This window comes from Ideonella dechloratans, from assembly GCF_021049305.1.
GTDB lineage: Bacteria > Pseudomonadota > Gammaproteobacteria > Burkholderiales > Burkholderiaceae_C > Ideonella > Ideonella dechloratans.
Genome location: NZ_CP088081.1, coordinates 1030025 through 1042744, shown reverse-complemented (window position 1 = coordinate 1042744; position 12720 = coordinate 1030025). Strand labels below are relative to the sequence as shown.

17 protein-coding genes are annotated in these 12720 nt (G+C 68.5%); 3 read left to right on the top strand and 14 right to left on the bottom strand.

Translation table 11 applies throughout. The annotated features are described in order from the left end of the window. Window positions 1-19: 19 nt before the first annotated feature. Window positions 20-1201 carry a Do family serine endopeptidase gene (locus tag LRM40_RS04905; protein ID WP_151122143.1) on the top strand — a complete coding sequence of 394 codons (1182 nt, stop codon included), beginning with the start codon at window positions 20-22 and terminating at the stop codon, window positions 1199-1201. Window positions 1202-1244: 43 nt separating this feature from the next. Here the strand turns inward: LRM40_RS04905 and tatC are convergent, their stop codons facing one another. The 13 genes from tatC to argB all read right to left on the bottom strand — a co-directional run bounded on the left by tatC (window position 1245) and on the right by argB (window position 10110). After that, window positions 1245-2036: a twin-arginine translocase subunit TatC gene (gene tatC / locus LRM40_RS04900; protein ID WP_151122144.1), complete on the bottom strand. Its 792-nt coding sequence runs from the start codon at window positions 2034-2036 to the stop codon at window positions 1245-1247. Between the two features lie 44 nt (window positions 2037-2080). Continuing rightward, a complete protein-coding gene (gene tatB / locus LRM40_RS04895) occupies window positions 2081-2578 on the bottom strand; it encodes a Sec-independent protein translocase protein TatB (RefSeq protein ID WP_151122145.1) in 498 nt (165 codons plus the stop codon). Between the two features lie 34 nt (window positions 2579-2612). Further along, window positions 2613-2846, bottom strand: a complete 234-nt coding sequence (gene tatA / locus LRM40_RS04890; protein ID WP_151122146.1) for a Sec-independent protein translocase subunit TatA — start codon at window positions 2844-2846, stop codon at window positions 2613-2615. Window positions 2847-2958: 112 nt separating this feature from the next. Then, a complete protein-coding gene (locus tag LRM40_RS04885) occupies window positions 2959-3306 on the bottom strand; it encodes a histidine triad nucleotide-binding protein (protein WP_151122147.1) in 348 nt (115 codons plus the stop codon). An 8-nt stretch (window positions 3307-3314) separates the two neighbouring features. Next, on the bottom strand, window positions 3315-3677 hold the full coding sequence (locus LRM40_RS04880; RefSeq protein WP_151122148.1) for a DUF4870 family protein: 363 nt from the start codon (window positions 3675-3677) through the stop codon (window positions 3315-3317). Next, window positions 3674-4024 carry a phosphoribosyl-ATP diphosphatase gene (locus LRM40_RS04875; RefSeq protein ID WP_151122149.1) on the bottom strand — a complete coding sequence of 117 codons (351 nt, stop codon included), beginning with the start codon at window positions 4022-4024 and terminating at the stop codon, window positions 3674-3676. The genes LRM40_RS04880 and LRM40_RS04875 overlap by 4 nt, the downstream gene beginning before the upstream one ends. 7 nt (window positions 4025-4031) lie before the next feature. Then, window positions 4032-4424: a phosphoribosyl-AMP cyclohydrolase gene (gene hisI, locus LRM40_RS04870; RefSeq protein WP_151122150.1), complete on the bottom strand. Its 393-nt coding sequence runs from the start codon at window positions 4422-4424 to the stop codon at window positions 4032-4034. A gap of 39 nt (window positions 4425-4463) precedes the next feature. Beyond that, window positions 4464-4916: an NUDIX domain-containing protein gene (locus LRM40_RS04865; RefSeq protein WP_151122151.1), complete on the bottom strand. Its 453-nt coding sequence runs from the start codon at window positions 4914-4916 to the stop codon at window positions 4464-4466. Further along, window positions 4913-5806 (bottom strand): ATP-binding protein, encoded by an 894-nt coding sequence (locus LRM40_RS04860; protein ID WP_151122152.1) that lies wholly within the window; start codon window positions 5804-5806, stop codon window positions 4913-4915. The genes LRM40_RS04865 and LRM40_RS04860 overlap by 4 nt, the downstream gene beginning before the upstream one ends. Window positions 5807-5869: 63 nt before the next feature. Then, complete coding sequence (locus LRM40_RS04855; protein WP_151122153.1) at window positions 5870-7735, bottom strand: bifunctional metallophosphatase/5'-nucleotidase; 1866 nt, start codon at window positions 7733-7735, stop codon at window positions 5870-5872. A 104-nt stretch (window positions 7736-7839) separates the two neighbouring features. Continuing rightward, window positions 7840-8499 carry a nucleoid occlusion factor SlmA gene (gene slmA / locus LRM40_RS04850; RefSeq protein WP_151122154.1) on the bottom strand — a complete coding sequence of 220 codons (660 nt, stop codon included), beginning with the start codon at window positions 8497-8499 and terminating at the stop codon, window positions 7840-7842. Then, the gene (locus LRM40_RS04845) at window positions 8499-9197 is read right to left on the bottom strand and encodes an HAD-IA family hydrolase (protein WP_151122155.1); all 699 of its coding nucleotides are present in this window, start codon (window positions 9195-9197) and stop codon (window positions 8499-8501) included. The genes slmA and LRM40_RS04845 overlap by 1 nt, the downstream gene beginning before the upstream one ends. Window position 9198: 1 nt before the next feature. After that, the gene (gene argB, locus LRM40_RS04840; RefSeq protein ID WP_151122156.1) at window positions 9199-10110 is read right to left on the bottom strand and encodes an acetylglutamate kinase; all 912 of its coding nucleotides are present in this window, start codon (window positions 10108-10110) and stop codon (window positions 9199-9201) included. Window positions 10111-10311: 201 nt separating this feature from the next. Between argB and LRM40_RS04835 the strand changes: the two genes are divergently transcribed. Then, on the top strand, window positions 10312-10602 hold the full coding sequence (locus LRM40_RS04835; RefSeq protein ID WP_151122157.1) for a copper-binding protein: 291 nt from the start codon (window positions 10312-10314) through the stop codon (window positions 10600-10602). Between the two features lie 71 nt (window positions 10603-10673). Next, entirely contained in the window at window positions 10674-11183 is a 510-nt protein-coding gene (locus LRM40_RS04830; protein WP_170288762.1) for a phasin family protein, read from the top strand. A gap of 24 nt (window positions 11184-11207) precedes the next feature. Here the strand turns inward: LRM40_RS04830 and LRM40_RS04825 are convergent, their stop codons facing one another. Beyond that, window positions 11208-12704, bottom strand: coding sequence for a carboxypeptidase M32 (locus tag LRM40_RS04825; RefSeq protein WP_151122159.1), 1497 nt, complete (start codon window positions 12702-12704; stop codon window positions 11208-11210). Between the last annotated feature and the right edge of the window lie 16 nt (window positions 12705-12720).

Sequence of the window (12720 nt, the reverse complement as noted above, 5' to 3'; positions counted from 1 at the left end):
GCTTCTTCCTCGACGTGTCATGCGCAGAATCTGGCTCATTTTCGCCCAATCGGTCACCGTCGCGGTGGCGGTCGTCTTCGTGCTGGGCACCTTCAAGCCCGGCTGGCTGCAGCAGGCCCCGCGCATGACCTGGCCCCAGGCCACGCCCACCGCGCCGGCTTCCGGTGTGCCGGTCCAGGTGGCCGACGATCCGCTGCCCACCCAACCCCTGAGCGTGGCGGCGCGCAAGGCCGCCCCTGCCGTGGTCAGCGTCACGGCCAGCAAGACCAGCAAGACCAGCCCTGCCAACCCCCATGCGGAAGATCCCTGGTTCCGCTACTTCTTCGGCCAGCGGGGTGAACAGGACACCGAGGATCCGCAGCCCCAGATCGGCCTGGGCTCGGGCGTGATCGTGTCCTCGGAGGGCTATCTGCTCACCAACAACCATGTGATCGACGGCGCGGACGAGATCCAGGTGCAGCTCTCCGATGGCCGGACCGCCAAGGCCCGGCTGGTCGGCACCGACCCGGAGAGCGACATCGCGGTGCTGAAGGTGGATCTGGACCGCCTGCCTGTGGTGACCCTGGGACGGATCGATCAGGTGGTGGTGGGCGACGCGGTGCTGGCCATCGGCAACCCCTTCAACGTCGGCCAGACCGTGACCTCCGGCATCGTCAGCGCCCTGGGCCGCAGCGGCCTGGGCCTGTCCACTTTCGAGAACTTCATCCAGACCGATGCGGCGATCAACCCCGGCAACTCCGGCGGCGCGTTGATCGACGTGAACGGCAACCTCATCGGCATCAACACCGCCATCTACTCCCGCTCCGGCGGCAGCATGGGCATCGGCTTCGCCATCCCCATCGACCTGGCCCAGCAGGTGATGAATGGCCTGGTGCGGGATGGGCAGGTGACCCGTGGCTGGATCGGCGTGCAACCGCGCGACCTGGATCCGGAATTCGCCCAGAACTTCAAGATCCCGGTGTCCGAGGGCGTGCTGATCACCGGCGTGCTGCAGGATGGCCCCGCCAGCAAGGCCGGCATGAAGCCGGGAGATGTGGTGGTGCGCATCGCCGGTCAGCCGATCCGCAACACCGCGCAGCTGCTCAATGTGGTGGCGGCGCTGAAGCCGCAGACCGATGCGGTGGTGGGCGTGCTGCGAGGGCAGCAGGCGATGGACCTCAAGGTCCACATCGCGCAGCGGCCGCGACAGCAGGTGCAGTGAAGACGGGGGCCCCGCCGGGGCCCGCCCTGCCGATCAAGGCCTGTCAGGCCGTCTTGTCGGAATCGGTCGGCTCGCTGTCCGGGAACTGCGTGTGCTTGATGAACACGCCGGCGGCCATGATGCCCAGTTCGTAGAGCAGACACATCGGGATGGCCAGGGACAGCTGGGAGACGATGTCCGGCGGAGTCAGGATGGCCGCGATGATGAAGGCCAGCACGATGAAATAGCCGCGGAACTCGCGCAGCTTGGCCACCGAGACGATGCCCATGCGGGCCAGCACGACCACGGCCACCGGCACCTCGAAGGCGGCACCGAAGGCAACGAACATGGTCAGCACGAAGCTCAGGTAAGCCTCGATGTCCGGCGCGGCGGTGATGCTGTGCGGCGCAAAGCTCTGGATGAACTTGAAGACCTTGCCGAAGACGAAGAAGTAGCAGAAGGCCACGCCGGTGAAGAACAGCACCGTGCTGGAGACCACCAGCGGCAGCACCAGCTTCTTCTCGTGGCTGTACAGGCCCGGCGCGACAAAGGCCCAGACCTGGTAGAGCACCACCGGCAGCGCCAGCAGGAAGGCCGCCATCATGGTGATCTTGAGCGGCACCAGGAAGGGCGAGATCACGTTGGTGGCGATCATCGTCGCGCCGTGCGGCAGCGAAGCCACCAGGGGGGCCGCCAGCAGATCGTAGAGACCGGCCGGGCCGGGCCAGATGGCCAGCACGCCGAAGGCCACCCCGACGGCCAGCAGGGCCCGGATCAGACGGTCGCGCAGCTCGATCAGATGGGTGACGAAGGGGGCTTCGGTGCCCTCCAGCTCGTCGCGAGGTTCTTGGCTCATCTCACTACCACCCAGCCGCAGCGCGGAACCGGGGCCGTGTCAATTCAGGCCCCGGAGCGGGGCGGACGGAACCGGGCCACGCGCGCGGCACCGGACTGCACATGCATGCGCACACCCTCGCGCTGCTTGTACCAGCGGGGCACGGCCCCTCGCTTCATGCGCCAGCGCTTGCGCGGCGGCTGGTAGGCGGGCGTCCAAGCCGAGGCATTCACGGACTCCGGCGGCGTGGTTTCCAGGCCGGCGTAGTCGGAACTGCCCTCGGGCTTCCAGGCGCTTTCGACCGCGCTGGCCGCCTGCTGAACCTCCTGCTGCACGCTCTGGCTGACGTCGCGCGCCGCGGTCTCGAACTGGGACTTCATCTTGTGAAGCTCCTCCAGTTCGATCGAGCGGTTGACCTCGGCCTTCACATCGGCCACGTAGCGCTGCGCCTTGCCGATGAAGTGCCCCACGGTGCGGGCCACGCGCGGCAACTTCTCCGGACCGATGACGATCAGGGCCACCGCGCCGATGAGGGCCAGCTTGTCGAAACCGAAATCGATCATGCTGCGGGCAGGACGAGGTCAGGCATGCACACGCTCAGGACTTGGGGCGTGCGTCCACGTCCACGGTGTTGCTGTCAGCGGTCGACTTCTGAGCGGTGACCTGCGGGGGTGCCGCCTCATCGCTTTCCGCACCGGTCTTCATGCCGTCCTTGAAGCCCTTGACGGCGGCGCCCAGGTCGGTGCCGACGTTCTTCAGCTTCTTGGTGCCGAAGATCAGCACCACCACGACCAGCACGATCAGCCAATGCCAAATGCTGAACGATCCCATGTCAGTTCTCCAGAAAACGAATCTTGCGATTCTACGGGGGTGTCCGTGACACTTTGCGTCAAGCCCGTGTCACGGACCCGACAAGTGACGCCGGAAGCCCTGCCCGGCGTCGTCAGCCCTTGGACCAGGGCCGCGGGCCGCCGATGACGTGCATGTGCAGGTGGTAGACCTCCTGCCCGCCATCGCGCCCGGTGTTGATGATCTGCCGGAAGCCCCCGGTGACGCCCAGCTGGGCCATCAACTGCGGGGCCAGCACCATCATCTTGCCCATCAGGGTCTGTTCGGCCGGCGTCACGTCGGCCATGGTGGCGATGTGGGTTTTGGGAATGATCAGGAAATGCACCGGCGCCCAGGGGTGGATGTCATGGAAGGCCAGGACGTCCTCGTCCTCGTAGACCTTCTTCGACGGAATCTGGCCGGCGACGATCTTGCAGAAGATGCAATCGGGATCGGTGTGCATGGTGACTTTCAGGCCTTGACCGGCATGGGCTTGCCGTCGTTCCAGTTGAGAATGCCCTTGACGATGCGGTAGATGACCCAGATCGAGTCGGCGAACAGCACGAGCAGACCCAGGCCCAGCAAGAACATGGTGAGGAAGCCCAGCACCGCCCACAGCAGGCTGAACCAGAAGGTCCGGATCTGCCAGGTGAAGTGGCTTTCGTAGATGGTGCCGGCGGTGTCCTCGCGCTTCACGTAGTTGATGATCACCGCGACGATGGCGGTGAAGCCGATCACCGCGCTGAGCGCATACAGGATGTAGGTGATCAGCGTGAGCTGCTTGAGGCTGGCCAGCCGTTCTGACGACGGTGCGGCCTGGATGACATCGTTCATGAACCCTCCTTGTGTTCGCGCTGCTGCGCCTTGCGGGCGGCGAATTCCTCCAGGCCGGACAGGCCCTCGCGCCGCTCCAGTTCCTGGAGCACGTCGGCCGGCGACAGGCCGAAGTGGGCCAGCGCGACCAGGGAGTGGAACCACAGGTCGGCTGTCTCGTAGATGATCTTCGTGCGATCGCCGTCCTTGCCGGCCATCACCGTCTCGACCGCCTCCTCGCCCACCTTCTTCAGGATGGTGTCGGTGCCCTTGTGGAACAGGCGGGCGACATAGCTCTTGTCCGGGTCGCCGCCGCGCCGGCTCTCGATCACCTCGTGCAGGCGTTGCAGCGTGTCGTTCGAACTCATGGGAATCTCATGCCTTGTAGATGCTGGCCGGGTCCTTCAGGACCGGGTCCACGGCCTGCCAATGGTCGCCTTCGAGCCGCTCGAAGAAGCAGCTGTGGCGGCCGGTGTGGCAGGCGATGCCGGGCTCGTGGCCCAGCTGGGTGATCTTGAGCAGCACCACGTCCTGGTCGCAGTCGACGCGGATCTCGTGCACCTGCTGGAAATGGCCGGACTCCTCGCCCTTGTGCCAGAGTTTCTGGCGCGAGCGGCTGAAATACACCGCCTGCTTCAACGCGGCGGTGCGGGCCAGGGCCTCGCGGTTCATCCAGGCGAACATCAGCACGTCGCCGGTCGCGGCCTCTTGGGCAATGACCGGCACCAGGCCGTCGCGGTCCCACTTGATGTGATCCAACCAATCCATGGCGGGCAGTGTAGCGAAGCGTGAAGCCCGTCCGCAGACTCAATCGCGATGGGTGGGACCGGTGAAACCGCGCTCGGCGGCAAACCACTGCAGCACAGGGATGGTGCCCGGCAGCACCGGGTGGCTGGCTACCGGCAGGCTCTCCCAGGCCATGGCCTGCTGCTCGCGCATCTGGAACTCGCCGGTCCAGTCATAGACCTTGCGGAAATGCAGGCGCACCCGGGCGTGGGGGTAGTCCATCACCAGCTCCTGCCAGGCGAAGCTCTCGCCGATGCGGATGCCCAGCTCCTCCCAGAGCTCGCGGGCCAGGGCTTCGTGCACGGTTTCGCCGGCCTCCAGCTTGCCACCGGGGAACTCCCAGTAGCCGGCGTAGACCTTGCCCTCGGGCCGGGAGGTGAGCAGAAAGCGACCTTCCCGCCCGGTGCCGTCGCGCTCGACCAGCACGCCCACGGCCACATCGACCGGCGTGCGTTCGGTGGATGCCCCGCTCATGCGCTGCCGGCCCCACTGTCCATGGCCCGGCGGCCGGCCAGATCGCGGGCGAACTGGTAGGCCACCCGGCCCGAGCGCGAGCCGCGTTCCAGCGCGAAGACCAGGGCCTCGGGCCGGGCGGCCTCGATGGCGGCTGCGTCCAGGCCGAAGTGCGACAGCCACTGCGCCACGATGGCCAGGTACTCCGGCTGGCTGAAGGGATAGAAGCTGATCCACAGGCCGAAGCGCTCGGACAGGGAGATCTTCTCCTCCACCACCTCGCCGGGATGGAGCTCGCCATCCTCGGTGTGCTGGTAGCTGAGGTTGTCCTTCATCGTCTCCGGCAGCAGGTGGCGCCGGTTGCTGGTGGCGTAGATCAGCAGGTTGTCACTGGCCGCGGCCACGGAGCCGTCCAGGATGGACTTGAGGGCCTTGTAGCCGGACTCGCCTTCCTCGAAGCTCAGGTCGTCGCAGAAGACGATGAAGCGCTCGGGCCGGCGCGAGACCAGTTCCACCACGTCCGGCAGGTCCACCAGATCGGCCTTGTCGATCTCGATCAGGCGCAGTCCCTGGTCCGCGAAGGTGTTCAGGCAGGCCTTGATCAGCGAACTCTTGCCCGTGCCTCGGGCCCCGGTGAGCAGCACGTTGTTGGCCGGCTGGCCGGCCACGAACTGCGCCGTGTTGCGCCACAGGCGCTCCTTCTGCGGCTCGATCTCGTGCAGATCGGCCAGCTGGATGGTCGAGACATGGCGCACCGGCTCCAGGCGGCCCATGCCCTGCCGACGGCGGTAGCGAAAGGCCGTCGACAGGTCCCAATCGGGCGCACCCAAGGGCCGGGGCAGCCAGGCCTCCAGCCGTTCCAGCACCCGCTCGGCACGCAGCAGCAGGGGCTCCAGATCTTCCAGGTTCATGACCCCGAGTGTACGAGGCGCCGGAGGCGGGCCGACCCCTGCACGGACCGGCCCGCTGCCGGTTCAGGGGCAGCTGGTGCCGGCGTCCAGGCGCACGATGCGCGGCTTGCCCAGGTTGGCGGCGGCAGGGTTGTAGGCCGGCGCCGGCGCCTTGTAGGCGGCCAGGTAGGCCGACAGGGCGTCGATGTCCTGGGCGCCGCCCAGGCGGTTGCTGCCGCCCTTGAGCACGCTGAAGCCGTCACCCCCATCGGCCAGGAAGTTGTTGACCGTCACGCGCCAGGTTTTGCCCGCGTCCACCACCTGGCCGCTGCCATCCACCAGCGTCTGCACGCCGGCCCCGCTGGTCAGCGTCAGGTTGCGCACCTTGGCCCCGCAGGCCTGGGTGTTGTCCCATTCGTAGCGGATGCCATTGGAAGGCAGCAGCACCTTGGCATAGGTGCTGGTCTGGCCCAGGCAGCCGGGGAACTGCTGCTCCAGCGTGTCACGCACCTGCTGGGTGGTCAGCGTCAGCGTGACCAGGCTGTTGCCGAAGGGCTGGACAGTGAAGGCCTCACCGTAGGTGATGTTGCCGTCGCCCTCGCCCGCCGCGCTGCCGGCGTAGAGGAAGCCGGGGTTGCGCACGCCGCCCGGGTTCATCAGCGCGAACTGCGCGCCGCCCAGGTTGGACGCGCTGGTGGCCGCCCACTGCGAATCGGCGATCAGATCACCGGCCGGCATGTTGCAGGCGGCATCCTTGGTGTTGGGCACGTCGGTGGTGATGGCGCCGATCACCTGGTTGGCCACCGGCGCGGCCAGGGCCTTGTAGGCCGACACGATGCCGGCGATCTGGGCGTTGGGCACGATGGCGGCATTGCTGCGGTCCACCACCTTGTTCTGGGCGGTGATGGCGGCCACCTGGCCGGAGTTGCGGTCCAGCGTGATGTCGATGTCGGTCAGCACGCGCCCCTGGGTGTTGGCGCTGGTCACCGGGATCAGGCGACCGGAAGCCACCGGCAGCTGGCAGTTGTAGGCCGCGTGGGTGTGGCCGCTGATCACCAGGTCCACCGCGTCGTCGAGCTGGCTGACGATGGTCTTGATCGGCGAGCCATCCAGGTTGCCGGCGCAGGCGTTGATGTCCACCGTCGAGCCGGTCTGCACGCCGCCCTGGTGGATCAGCACCACGATGGCCTCCACGCCCTGGGCACGCAGCTCGGGCACCAGCTGATTGACCGTGGCGGCCTCGTCATTGAACTTCAGCCCCTTCACGCCCGAGGGGGTGACGATCTGCGGCGTCTCCTTGAGCGTCAGGCCGATGAAGGCCACCTTGACCTTCTTGCCACCGGCCTTGAAGGCCTTGATGCCATAGGGCTTGAACATGGTGTCGCCGGTCTTGGCGTTGACCACGTTGGCCGCCAGGAACTTGAACTGCGCGCCCTCGAAGGGCACCGGCGTGCCCACATCGGCACCGCGGCAGCTGTTGACCGTGTCGGTGGGGTGGCAGCCGCCCTGGGCCATGCGCTTGAGCTCGGCCTTGCCGTCGTCGAACTCGTGGTTGCCCACGGCGTTGAAGTCCAGGCCCGCGCGGTTCATGGTCTCGATGGTCGGCTCGTCGTGGAACAGGGCCGAGACCAGCGGGCTCGCGCCGATCAGGTCCCCGGCGGACACGACGATGGTGTTCGGGTTGGCGGCGCGGGCCGCGGCGATGTAGCCCGCCAGCTCGTCCACGCCACCGGCCGGCACGGCCGCGGCATCGCCGTTGGCCTTGTAGGTGCCCGGGGATTCCAGCGCGCCATGGAAGTCGTTGAGGGCCAGCACCTTGATGACGGGGTTGCCGGTGTCCTGGGCCGCAGAGGCGCGGACGATGGTGGTCTTGGCGCCGGCAGCGGCGTGGGCACCGCAGACGACCAGCGTGGCCGTCAGGGCCAGCGCCAGGCGGTTCAGAGCGAACATGGGAACTCCCTGGGAATGTTGTCGGAGTCCCGATTGGAGCGGCCACACCGTGACAGCCGCTTGACGGCCAGCCCCAGCCCCCTTGTTCTGGGGGATGTGCGGCGTCAGCCCAGGGCGCGCAGGGCGATGTCCAGCTGCTCGGTGGGCAGGCGGCGGAAACCCGAACGCGCGAAGCGCTGCAGGCGGCCGATGGCGAAGCAGGTCAGGGCCGAGGCCTGGCCATTGGCTTCCACGGTGGGCGTGGCCGAGCCGGCCGCCTCGGCGGCCAGACGCAGGCTCTGCCGCAGCAGCGACTCGACCCGGTCGAAGAACTGGTTCATGCGCAGGCCCAGGCGCTCATGCTCGAACACCAGGGCGTCACCCACCATCACGCGGGTCATGCCGGGGTTGCGCTCGCCGAACTGCAGCAGCACCTGCACCATGCGCTGGGCCTGGCCGGCCTGCTCGCGCTCGGCCACCTGGTTGAGCAGGGTGAAGACGGAGGATTCGATGAACTCGATCAGGCCCTCGAACATCTGGGCCTTGCTGGCGAAATGGCGGTAGAGCGCCGCTTCGCTGACCGACAGGCGGCCGGCCAGGGCGGCCGTGGTGATGCGCTCGGCGCCGGGCTGCTCCAGCATCTCGGCCAGGGTCTGCAGGATCTGCACCCGCCGCTCGCCGGGCTTGGGCCGCTTGCGCGGGGCGGGGGCGCTCGCGGGCTCGACGACCTCGGTCGTGCTGACTGTCTCGGCTTCCGGTTCCAGGGCTTCAGGCAGGTCAGACATCACGACAGGCGGTGTAACTGTTGGAGCGAGCCGATTCTGGCATACACGTAGGCGGGCCGGCGGCGCAGGCGGGCGCCCCGCTCCGGCCCATAGCCGTGGCCCCGCGCCCAGCGCTGCATCCACACCGCGCGCATGCCCACCCGGTGGGCCGCCTTCTGGTTCATCAGGCTGTCCTCCACCAGCACGCAGCGCTGCAGGGGCACCTTCAGCCGGGCAGCCAGCAGGCGCAGCATCCGGGCATCGGGCTTGGGCCGCAGGTCACCGAAGCAGTGCATCTGCTCCACGCCGATCACGGCCTCGAAGCAGCCCAGCACGCCCAGGGCCCGCAGCACCCGCACCGCATAGCCCCGGCCGGCATTGGTCAGCACGATCTTGCGGCCCGGCAGGCGCTTGAGCGCGGCCAGGTCGTGCACATGGGCGGCCAACTCCCCTTCCAGCCCCGGGAAGGCGTGGGTGAGGCGCACGAAATGCTCCACCTGCACGCCGTGGTGGCGCACCAGGCCCACCAGGGTGTTGCCGTAATGGGCCCAGTAGTGGGCCCGCAGGCGGTCGGCCTCCTGAGCGGGCACGCCCAGGGTGTCCTCGATGTAGCGGTTCATCGCCCCATCGAAGTGAGGGAAGGCCGAGGCGCCGGCGTTGTGCAGCGTGTTGTCCAGGTCGAACAGCCACACCGGCGCCGGCCGGGCACGGCAGCCCATCTCAGTGCGAACGGATCATCGTGCCGTAGGCCTGGTCGGTCAGGATCTCCAGCAACATGGCATGCGGCACCCGGCCGTCGACGATGTGCACGGCATTCACGCCGCTCTTGGCGGCATCCAGCGCGCCGGCGATCTTGGGCAGCATGCCGCCGCTGATCGTGCCATCGGCCACCAGCTCGTCGATCTGGCGGGCAGTCAGGTCGGTCAGCAGGTTGCCGGCCTTGTCCAGCACGCCGCGGATGTTGGTCAACAGCAGCAGCTTCTCGGCCTTGAGCACCTCGGCCAGCTTGGAGGCCACCAGGTCGGCATTGATGTTGTAGCTCTCGTTCTTCTCGCCAAAGCCGATCGGGCTGATGACAGGAATGAAGGCATCGTCCTGCAGCGCCTTGACCACGCTGGGGTCGATCGAGACGATCTCGCCGACCTGGCCGACGTCGTGGGTCTTGCTCGGGTCGTCCTTGTCGGCCAGACGCATCTGGCGGGCGCGGATCATCGCGCCGTCACGGCCGGTCAGGCCCACGGCCTTGCCGCCCACGGCGTTGATCAGGCCCACGATGTCCTGCTGCACCTCACCGGCCAGCACCCACTCCACCACGTCCATGGTCTCGGGGTCGGTCACCCGCATGCCCTGCACGAAGGTGCCCTTCTTGCCGATCTTGGCCAGCGCGGCGTCGATCTGCGGACCACCGCCGTGCACGACGATGGGGTTCATGCCCACCAGCTTGAGCAGCACCACGTCCTCGGCGAAATCCTGCTGCAGCGCCGGGTCGGTCATGGCGTTGCCGCCGTACTTGATGACCAGCGTCTTGCCGTGAAACTTGCGGATGTACGGCAGGGCCTGGGCCAGGATCTCGGCCTTGTCGCGGGGCTGGATGGCATCCAGGGAGGAAGGCACGGGCGCGTCGTTGCTCATGGGGGCAGGGCCAATGGCGGCGTCAGACAAGAGGGGGTGGCGGTGCCGTCCGGCGGCCTGCGGCAACCACCGCAGCACCCTCAAACCCGGACAACCAAGGCATTGTAGGCACGGGGCCGACGGGCTTGCTGGTACCCTCGGCGTCCACCCTGTCAGCGCCGGCCCGCCGTGGCGCGTTGAATGCACAGAAGGAGATCTGCCATGTTCCTGACACCCCGTCGCCTGCGCCTGTGGACCGCCGCCCTGCTGGCCGGCCTGTCCCTGAGCGCCCTGGCCGCCGAGGGCGAGGTCCGCAAGATCAACGCCGCCCAGGCCAAGATCACCATCAAGTCCGGCCCCATCGCCAACTTGGACATGCCGCCGATGACCATGGTCTTCAAGGCCACGCCGCCCAGCCTGCTCAAGGGCCTGGCCGAGGGTGACAAGGTCAGCTTCGAGGCCGCCCAGGTCGACGGGCAGTACGTGGTGACCTCGATCCGCAAGCTGCCTTGAGCCTGGCCACTTGATTCCGGCTGGGCAATGGGTTCACCATGCGGCATCGTCCCACCCCAGGAGATGCAGGCATGAGCGACACATCCCCGGAGACCGAAGCCGGCGCGTCCACCGCCGCCGAGGATCCCCACCTGAGTGCCACCCTGCGCCAGTCGGCCCATGAGATCTGGCTGGCCGGGCTGGGGGCCTTCGCCAAGGCCCAGTCCGAGGGCAGCAAGGTGTTCGACGCCCTGGTGAAGGAAGGCGAGCACCTGCAGAGCAAGGTGCAGGCCCCGCTGGAACAGCTCAGCGCCAAGGCCGAGGCCCTGGCCGACAAGGCCAGCCGCCCTTGGGAGCGCCTGGAAACCGCCCTGGACGCGCGCAGCCAGCAATGGCTGGAACGCCTGGGCCTGCCCTCATCGGCCGCCTGGGTGGCGCTGCAGGCCGAAGTGGGCCGTCTGCGCCAGGACGTGGATGCCTTGAAGAAGGCAGGCCGCCCCGCGCGCAAGAGCCGGGCGGCTCAGACCTCGGGCGCGGCGCCCGCCCGCAAGCGCAGCCGCCCGGCCGCGGCCAAGGCCGCGCCGCCCGACGAGACCACCTGAGGTCGCTGCGCCGGCGGTTGGCCTTCAGCCCAGGTAGCGGGCTTCCAGGTGGGCCTTGAAGTGGGCCGGGTTCAGCGGTTCGCCGCTGATCCGCTCGGTCAACTCGCGCGTGGTCCAGCGGCTGCCCTGCTGCCAGATGGACTGCTTGAGCCAGTCGAACACCGGCGCCAGTTCGCCGCGGGCGATGCGGGCGTCCACGTCCGGCATGGCGCGGCGCAGGGCGGCAAACCACTGCGCCGCATACATGGCCCCCAGCGAATAGCAGGGGAAGTAGCCGAACAGGCCCTCGGGCCAGTGCACGTCCTGCATCGGGCCGTCCTGGTAGTTGCCGCGGGTGTCGATGCCCAGCAGATCCCGCATGCCCGCGTCCCACAGAGCCGGGATGTCCTCGGCCTCGGCCGTGCCGTCGATCAGGGCCTGCTCGATGTCGAAGCGCAGCAGGATGTGGGCCGGGTAGGTCACCTCGTCGGCCTCCACCCGGATCCGCCCGGGCTGCACCCGGGTCATCAGGCGTTGCAGGTTGGCGGGTTCGAAGGCCGGCTGGGCACCGAAGGCCTGGACCAGCATGGGCGAGAGCAGGGCGGCGAAGCCCGGGTGCGAGCCCAGTTGCATTTCGAAGAACAGGCTCTGGCTCTCGTGCAGGGCCATGGAGCGCGCCAGCGACACCGGCTGACCCAGCCATTCGCGCGGCAGGTTCTGCTCGTAGCGGCCGTGGCCGGTCTCGTGCACCGTGCCCATCAGGGCCGAGAGGAAGTCCGCCTCGTTGAAGCGGGTGGTCATGCGCACGTCCTCCGGCACACCGCCGGTGAAGGGGTGAGCGCTGACATCGAGCCGACCGGCGTTGAAGTCGAAGCCCAGCAGGTGCATGACCTGCTCGCTCAGGCGGCGCTGGGCCTCCTCCGGGAAGGGGCCCCGGGCCTCGATCAGCGGCGGCTGGGCGGCCTGGCGCGCCACCGCGGCCTGGATCAGGCCCGGCAGCCACTGGCGCACCTCGTCGAAGACGGCCTTCACCTCGGCCCGGGTCATGCCGGGCTCGTACTGGTCCAGCAGCGCGTCATAGGGTGACAGGCCGCTGCGCTCGGCCAGCAGACGGGCCTCCTCGCGCGCCACGGCCAGCACCGGGCGGAAGTTCTCCAGGAAGCCGGCCCAGTCGTTGGCCGGGCGCTGCTGGCGCCAGGCCTGGCCGCAGCGGGACACGGCCAGCGAGCGGCGCTCGACCAGGGCCTCCGGCAGGGCGGTGGCCAGCTGCCAGTCGCGCTGCATCTCGCGCAGATTCGCCCGCGCCCAGTCGTCCAGCGGCTCCTGCGCGGCCTGCGCCAGCAGCGGCCCGATCGCGGCGTCGGTGCGCTGGCGATGCAGCAGGCCGGCCAGCTCGGTGAGGGCCGCCGTGCGGGCGTCATTGCCGCCCGGCGGCATGAAGGCGGCCTGGTCCCAATGGGCCAGGGATTGCAGGTGGCCCAGCCGGTGCAGGCGGGCATGGCGCTCGGTCAGCGCGTCGTAGGCAGGGTGAGCTTGTGACATCCGGGCATTGTGGCGC

Bases quoted from the DNA above. Each gene is read 5' to 3' on its own strand.
- tatA (WP_151122146.1), bottom strand. From the start codon at position 2,846: ATGGGATCGTTCAGCATTTGGCATTGGCTGATCGTGCTGGTCGTGGTG.
- LRM40_RS04865 (WP_151122151.1), bottom strand. From the start codon at position 4,916: ATGAGCGGGGCATCCACCGAACGCACGCCGGTCGATGTGGCCGTGGGC.
- tatC (WP_151122144.1), bottom strand. From the start codon at position 2,036: ATGAGCCAAGAACCTCGCGACGAGCTGGAGGGCACCGAAGCCCCCTTC.
- tatB (WP_151122145.1), bottom strand. From the start codon at position 2,578: ATGATCGATTTCGGTTTCGACAAGCTGGCCCTCATCGGCGCGGTGGCC.
- LRM40_RS04830 (WP_170288762.1), top strand. From the start codon at position 10,674: ATGAGCGACACATCCCCGGAGACCGAAGCCGGCGCGTCCACCGCCGCC.
- LRM40_RS04855 (WP_151122153.1), bottom strand. From the start codon at position 7,735: ATGTTCGCTCTGAACCGCCTGGCGCTGGCCCTGACGGCCACGCTGGTC.
- LRM40_RS04835 (WP_151122157.1), top strand. From the start codon at position 10,312: ATGTTCCTGACACCCCGTCGCCTGCGCCTGTGGACCGCCGCCCTGCTG.
- LRM40_RS04860 (WP_151122152.1), bottom strand. From the start codon at position 5,806: ATGAACCTGGAAGATCTGGAGCCCCTGCTGCTGCGTGCCGAGCGGGTG.
- LRM40_RS04875 (WP_151122149.1), bottom strand. From the start codon at position 4,024: ATGAGTTCGAACGACACGCTGCAACGCCTGCACGAGGTGATCGAGAGC.
- LRM40_RS04880 (WP_151122148.1), bottom strand. From the start codon at position 3,677: ATGAACGATGTCATCCAGGCCGCACCGTCGTCAGAACGGCTGGCCAGC.
- slmA (WP_151122154.1), bottom strand. From the start codon at position 8,499: ATGTCTGACCTGCCTGAAGCCCTGGAACCGGAAGCCGAGACAGTCAGC.
- LRM40_RS04845 (WP_151122155.1), bottom strand. From the start codon at position 9,197: ATGGGCTGCCGTGCCCGGCCGGCGCCGGTGTGGCTGTTCGACCTGGAC.
- LRM40_RS04825 (WP_151122159.1), bottom strand. From the start codon at position 12,704: ATGTCACAAGCTCACCCTGCCTACGACGCGCTGACCGAGCGCCATGCC.
- argB (WP_151122156.1), bottom strand. From the start codon at position 10,110: ATGAGCAACGACGCGCCCGTGCCTTCCTCCCTGGATGCCATCCAGCCC.
- LRM40_RS04905 (WP_151122143.1), top strand. From the start codon at position 20: ATGCGCAGAATCTGGCTCATTTTCGCCCAATCGGTCACCGTCGCGGTG.
- hisI (WP_151122150.1), bottom strand. From the start codon at position 4,424: ATGGATTGGTTGGATCACATCAAGTGGGACCGCGACGGCCTGGTGCCG.
- LRM40_RS04885 (WP_151122147.1), bottom strand. From the start codon at position 3,306: ATGCACACCGATCCCGATTGCATCTTCTGCAAGATCGTCGCCGGCCAG.